This window comes from Deltaproteobacteria bacterium (assembly GCA_028818775.1).
Lineage (GTDB): Bacteria > Desulfobacterota > Binatia > UBA9968 > JAJDTQ01 > JAJDTQ01.
On the sequence record JAPPNE010000023.1, the window covers coordinates 1 to 5,441 of the forward strand.

Consider the following 5,441-nt stretch of genomic DNA (forward strand, 5'->3'; position numbering starts at 1 on the left):
CATCGAGGCCGTGGAGGAGTCCCTGGCGGAGACCTCCCGCGGCAACGCCGTGGTGTTGCCGCGTCGGCGCATCCACCACGCCAACCGGATGCTGTTCGGCGTGCTGCCGGGCTCCTTCAAGGGCGCCATGGGCGCCTACCTCCAGACCGACCGGGACCGGGTTATCCACCACGAGACGGTGATCCTCTATAGCGTCGAGACGGGTGAACCGCTGGTCCTGTTCCAGGACTGTGGCATCAACGAATTGCGCACGGGCGCGGCAGGCGGTGTCGGCGCCAAGCATCTGGCCCCACCCGACGCCACGCGGGTGGCGGTGATAGGGAGCGAGAAACACGCCTTCACGCAGCTAGAGGCCGTATGCGCGGTGCGTCCCATCGAGGCGGTCCGGGTGTTCAGTCCCACCCCGGCGAACCGGCTCCGATTCGCCGAACGCGCAGGGGCCGCTCTGGATCTGGAGGCAACGGCCGTGAACAGCGCCGAGGCCGCATTGGAGGGCGCGGACATCGTCATCACCGCCACCAACGCCCAGAGCCCGGTGTTCGAAGGCCGGTGCCTTCGTCCCGGCATGCACGTCACCTCCATTGCCAACGGCGACAAGACCCGCGTGCGCGAGGAGGTCGACCACGACACCATCCGCCGGGCCGCGCGTGTGTGCGTCACCTCGAAGGCCACCGTGGAAGCCAACGAAAGCGACCTGTTCCGCGCGGTGCGGGATGGAGTGCTGGACTGGGACGGCGTGTGCGAGCTGGGAGACGTGATCCTGGGCAACGCCCCCGGCCGCACCAGCGCGGAGGACATCACGCTCTTCAAGCTTCAGGGAATGGGAATCATGGATTTGGCGGTGGGGCTGCGGGCTTACGAGGTGCTGAAGGACTCGGAGAACGCGCAGAGAATTTGATTCCCCTCCGTCATTCCTGCCTTTCCTCCGTCATTCCCGCGAAAGCGGGAATCCAGGGATGGGGAGGGGCAAAGCGGAGGCGTTCCGTATTCTCAGCGCCGCGGCAGCCGCAAAATCTCCCGGCGCACCATGTCCTGCCAAGAGGCGCCCGGGCGGTCGGTCCAGTTGCCGGGAATGTCGATGATCTGACCCTTGCGCTTGAACGAATGCACGAGCCCCAGGGCGTCGGCGAGCAGGGACTCACGCCGGCGGCTCGCCCGCGGGCGTCCGAAGGTGCGGCCCACGGGGTTGTCGACGCACACCGCCCTCGGGGGCTTGACCCGCTCCACGATGTCGCGCACGGTGCCGATCAGCAGCGTCGGGATACCCGAGGCCTCCACCACGTTGGCGACGAGACTCACGGTCTCGTGGCAGTAGGGTCAGTAGGGGACCATGAGCGCGAGGTCCACGCGCATGGACGCGAGCCTGCGCGCCACCTCCGGCGCGAGCGTTCCGGTGATGGCCTCGTGGTCCGAGACGCCCCCATAGATGGAGAAGTGCGCCTGGGCGACGCTGCCGACGACGCCCTTCGCCGCCAACTCCTTGAGCGCCTGCCTGGGAAATGCGACCTCGGCATCCATGCGGATGTGCAAGCCGACGGGAGAGTGATGGTCGACGGTGACCTCGACGTCCGGATTCGCGGCGATGCGGCGGTGGCTCGTGTCGCCCCCGGCGGTGAACGTACGCTGGTTCGTCTGGCGGATGGCCGCGCTCGTGACGAGGCTCACGCGCATCTCGTTCAGCGGCTTCGCCAGCGGCTGCCACGCGATCCTGGGGGCGCGCCGGAGCTTGCGCGGCGGCTTTGGTGCGGCGCGCTCGGCCAGGATGGGCAGATAGTCCAGCGCCACGACTAGCCCGCCTCGGTGACGTACACCGGGCCGCCCTTGCCGATGCGTTCCCGGTCCTCTCGCGGCAACTCCTTGATGTCTTTGCGCAGCTCGTAGTTGATGTGCTTGATGTCCTCGGACGGACCCGAGCGGTTGCCCATGAGGATCATGGGGCCGGTGCCGCTGTTCTCGAGCTGGTAGAAGTCGCCGCCGTGGATGAGCGCCACCATGCCCGGCTTCAGCACCGCCTTGCCGCCGTCAGGGAAGTGCATGGTGCACTCGCCTTCCATGACGTAGAAGCTCTGGTCCGCGTTGTGGCAGTGCATGTCGTCCCTGTCTCCGGGTTCGGGATAGACGTGCACCCAAGTGTGGAAGCGCTTGGTGTTCAGCACGACCTCACGCTTCAGGTCCTTGCGTCCCTTCTCCATCAGATCCATGACTTCGATGCTCATGTCGTTCTCCCTTCCCGAAAAACGGATTTCAATCGTGTCAGGTCCGGCCCGCCGCTTGGAGTCCCGCGCTCAGGCGGCCCGCTCCCACTTGTCGATGTCCACCTCCCATCCCTTGTTCTGGGACAGGTCCAGAGCGTTGCCCTCGGGGTCCCGGAAGCGGAACTCGGCGTAGGGCCGGTCCGGAGGACGCGCCTTCACCGCCACGACGCTCCCCAGGTCGTCGAGCTTCTGGGCCAGGTCGTCTACGAGGAATCCGATGTGGTTCACGCCGAAGCGGCGCTCGTGGCCCGCGTTGGAGTTGAAGAACGGGTGGATGGCGAGGTTGGTGGAGCCGTCGCCCGCGAAGCGGTTCAGGAGGCCGCTGCGCCGCCGCTTGTAGCTGCTCTCGACCTCCCGGAGCCCGAGCACCTGGACGTAGAAGTTGAGCATCACCTCCGGGTCCAGGGCGTTGAAGGCGACGTGGGCGATACGCGGAAACCCGCTTCCCTCCTCCACGCCGAAGCTCCCCTCCGAGAGGGTCACGGGATTGCACTCGGGATCGAAGATGCGGATGGCGCCGTGGTGCAGGCCGCCGGGTTCGGTCACTACCACGCCCCTGGGGTTGAACTTCTGGTAGCGTGCACGGACCTCGCCCAGGTCTTCCACCTGGAGTCCGATGTGATGTAGCCCGCGGCGCATGTGGAACTCGCCCAGCGACTGCCGCTTGCGGAACAGGGTCAGGTTGTAGAGTCCCTCGGTGAGGGAAACGTCTCCGTCCGCCGAGCGCCCGAGCTCCTTCATGCCGAGGTATTGGGTGTAGAAGCCCGCCAGTGCGTCGGGGTCGCGGCTCATGGTGGCGACGTAGCGTATTCTGGCCATGTCCATCCCTCCTGTGCGGCGGCGGGCGCCGGTCAGGTTTGGTTCCGCCGATACCGCTAGTGTATAGTCTCGTTTCAATCCGTGGCGCAAGCCGCGCGAGGAAGGAGGCTAGCGACAATATGGCGGACCCCAAACTGACCATGGCCCTGTCCCACTACGACAGGCACGTCCCGCTGTTCGACGGAAGCGTGACCGCCGAAGGCTTGGACCTGGAGGTGCTGGAGATCGGCCAGTCCCATCCCCTCAGGCACGGAGCCCGGCGCCACGAGCGCATGCTCCAGGACGGCGAGTTCGACATCTGCGAGCTGTCGCTGTCGTCCTACCTCATCTCCCAGAGCCGCGACATGCCCATCAAGGCCATCCCGGTGTTCCCGCGGCGGCTGTTCAGCCTGTCGCAGATGTGGGTCAACGTGGACGCCGGCATCGAGTCGCCCAAGGACTTGGTCGGCAGGACCGTGGGGCTGAGCACCTTCCAGACGACCCTCTCGGTGCTCGCCAAGGGCGACCTGCAGAGCGAGTACGACGTGCCTTGGCGCGAGATCGACTGGGTCATCGACCGGCCCGAGGCGTTGCCCATCCAGGCCGAAGGCGTGAGCATCCGCTACCTGGAGAAGGGCGAGAGCATCGGCTCCATGCTGGAGCGAGGCGAGATCGACGCCCTGATGATGCCCCATCCGCCGGACGAGGTGGTGGACGGCTCCGACAAGATCCGGCGTCTGTTCCGCGACGCCCGCGCCGAGGAGCTCAAGTACTACCGCAAGAACGGCTTCTATCCCATCATGCACGTGGTGGCCTTCAAGAACGAAGTGCTGGAGAAGTACCCCTTCGCCGTGCAGAGCGTCATGGACGCTTTCGAGAACGCCAAGACGGCGTGCCGCGAGTACTACTCCGACCCCAACTGGTCCAGCCTGGCCTGGACCCGGCACCTCTACGAAGAGGAAAGGGACGCCCTGGGCGAGGACTACTGGCCCTACGGCCTCAAGCGCAACCGCGCGAACCTGGAACGCTTCATGGGCTACTCGCACGACCAGGGGCTCATGGACCGGGCCGTGGCCGTGGATGAACTGTTCGTGGAGTCGACGCTGGACTCGTGAGACAGAGAGGCGCCGGAGCGGTAGACCCATGCCGACCCAACAGGAGATTCACGGGGTATCCGACGCGGAGTTCGTTGAACGCATGGTCGAGCGCTACCCCAAGCGCTTCAACGACCAGTACTGGTCCGTGTTCAGGGCCAACGTGGGGCGACATCTCCCCGCCGAGCCGGCCATCGTCGATCTGGGCTGCGGCCCGGGCTTGTTCCTGCGTGACGTCTCCGAACGCCACCAAGACGGCCGGCTCTACGGCTTCGACGTCACTCCGGCCATGATCGAGCATGCCCGCGGATTGCGCTACCGGGGCGCGCCACCGACCCTGGCGGTGCACGACGTCGAAAGAGAGCCGTTGCCGCTGGGCGCCGGCGGCGTGGACCTGGTGTCCATGACCGGCGTGCTCCACGTCCTGGACGACCCCTTCGCCGTATTGGCGGAGGTGCAGCGGATCCTTCGCCCCAACGGCCTGCTCCTGCTCGACGACTGGGTGCGCATGCCCCTGGCCCGTTACGTCCAGGACCGGCCCCGCGACCGCGCCGAACCGCTGGAGTACCAGCGCGCCGGCTGGCTCCGCATGTTCCCGTTCCACAACAAGTACACCGCTGACGACTGGAAATGGCTGCTTGCCGAAGCCGGCTTCTCGCTGGTGTCCAGCGTTCAGATCCGCCCGCAGTCGCAGATCTTCGTGGCGGTGGCGCGGACGCCGTTCGAATGAGTCAGGTTGCCCTGTTGCCGTTGCCGTCTTCCTCGCGGTAGAGCCCGAGGCGTTCCAGCAGAGGGCGATCCGTGGCGGAAAAGAGGACGGCGGGCTCCGTGTCGGAAACGTTCCTGTGCCGATGCCAACTCCAGTTGGGGACGACCATGAAATCCCCCTCTTCCCAGGCAAGTTCCGTGTCTTCGACTTCGACGACGCCGGAACCGCGGAAACCATGGTACAGGTGGTTGGCGGTGTGGCGGTGGAGCGAGGTGTGCTCTCCCGGGTCCAGCATCTGAATCCAGCACGAAAACGTCGGAAATGTCGGTCCCCCCGTGACCGCGTCGCGGTATTCAAGGCAGCGCCCGTCGTAAGCGCTCTTGTCTTCGGCAAGCATTTCGGTCAGAGCGGGCAGGGTCTCGCGCCACTTGTAGACCAGTTGCTTGAGGCTCCTTCCCGGAGGGGCAAGGCCGCCGGGATTCCGGACCGTGGTGTCGGTGGTGCTGTTGAAGAGCTTCAGCTCCTCGGCAGGGTGCGGCTCTTGAAACATCGTGCGCAGCATGGCCATGAGGCCCACGTCGAGAA

Annotated in this window: 8 protein-coding genes; 3 read left to right on the forward strand and 5 right to left on the reverse strand. The window is 66.1% G+C overall.

What is annotated here, in order from left to right; all coding sequences use genetic code 11:
• Window positions 1–898 (forward strand): ornithine cyclodeaminase family protein (locus OXU42_01735; GenBank protein ID MDE0028110.1); only part of this gene is annotated, 898 nt, incomplete at its 5' end.
• A 92-nt stretch (window positions 899–990) separates the two neighbouring features.
• On the opposite strand, the gene OXU42_01740 is transcribed toward OXU42_01735, so the two are convergent.
• The 4 genes from OXU42_01740 to OXU42_01755 all read right to left on the reverse strand — a co-directional run bounded on the left by OXU42_01740 (window position 991) and on the right by OXU42_01755 (window position 3,074).
• Window positions 991–1,299 carry a hypothetical protein gene (locus OXU42_01740; protein MDE0028111.1) on the reverse strand — a complete coding sequence of 103 codons (309 nt, stop codon included), beginning with the start codon at window positions 1,297–1,299 and terminating at the stop codon, window positions 991–993.
• An 18-nt stretch (window positions 1,300–1,317) separates the two neighbouring features.
• Window positions 1,318–1,785 carry a hypothetical protein gene (locus OXU42_01745; GenBank protein MDE0028112.1) on the reverse strand — a complete coding sequence of 156 codons (468 nt, stop codon included), beginning with the start codon at window positions 1,783–1,785 and terminating at the stop codon, window positions 1,318–1,320.
• A gap of 2 nt (window positions 1,786–1,787) precedes the next feature.
• Window positions 1,788–2,216: a cupin domain-containing protein gene (locus OXU42_01750; protein ID MDE0028113.1), complete on the reverse strand. Its 429-nt coding sequence runs from the start codon at window positions 2,214–2,216 to the stop codon at window positions 1,788–1,790.
• Between the two features lie 69 nt (window positions 2,217–2,285).
• The gene (locus OXU42_01755; protein ID MDE0028114.1) at window positions 2,286–3,074 is read right to left on the reverse strand and encodes a VOC family protein; all 789 of its coding nucleotides are present in this window, start codon (window positions 3,072–3,074) and stop codon (window positions 2,286–2,288) included.
• Between the two features lie 119 nt (window positions 3,075–3,193).
• On the opposite strand from OXU42_01755, the gene OXU42_01760 reads away from it, so the two are divergent.
• Together OXU42_01760 and OXU42_01765 are read left to right on the forward strand one after the other, a co-directional pair.
• Window positions 3,194–4,168: an ABC transporter substrate-binding protein gene (locus OXU42_01760; GenBank protein MDE0028115.1), complete on the forward strand. Its 975-nt coding sequence runs from the start codon at window positions 3,194–3,196 to the stop codon at window positions 4,166–4,168.
• Between the two features lie 28 nt (window positions 4,169–4,196).
• The gene (locus OXU42_01765) at window positions 4,197–4,877 is read left to right on the forward strand and encodes a class I SAM-dependent methyltransferase (GenBank protein ID MDE0028116.1); all 681 of its coding nucleotides are present in this window, start codon (window positions 4,197–4,199) and stop codon (window positions 4,875–4,877) included.
• Between the two features lies 1 nt (window position 4,878).
• Here OXU42_01765 and OXU42_01770 read toward each other — a convergent pair.
• Window positions 4,879–5,441: cupin domain-containing protein (locus OXU42_01770; GenBank protein ID MDE0028117.1), on the reverse strand; the 563-nt coding region annotated here is incomplete at its 5' end.

Excerpts from the sequence above, each read along its gene's own strand:
- OXU42_01760 (MDE0028115.1), top strand. The coding sequence starts at position 3,194 with ATGGCGGACCCCAAACTGACCATGGCCCTGTCCCACTACGACAGGCAC.
- OXU42_01755 (MDE0028114.1), bottom strand. The coding sequence starts at position 3,074 with ATGGCCAGAATACGCTACGTCGCCACCATGAGCCGCGACCCCGACGCA.
- OXU42_01765 (MDE0028116.1), top strand. The coding sequence starts at position 4,197 with ATGCCGACCCAACAGGAGATTCACGGGGTATCCGACGCGGAGTTCGTT.
- OXU42_01750 (MDE0028113.1), bottom strand. The coding sequence starts at position 2,216 with ATGAGCATCGAAGTCATGGATCTGATGGAGAAGGGACGCAAGGACCTG.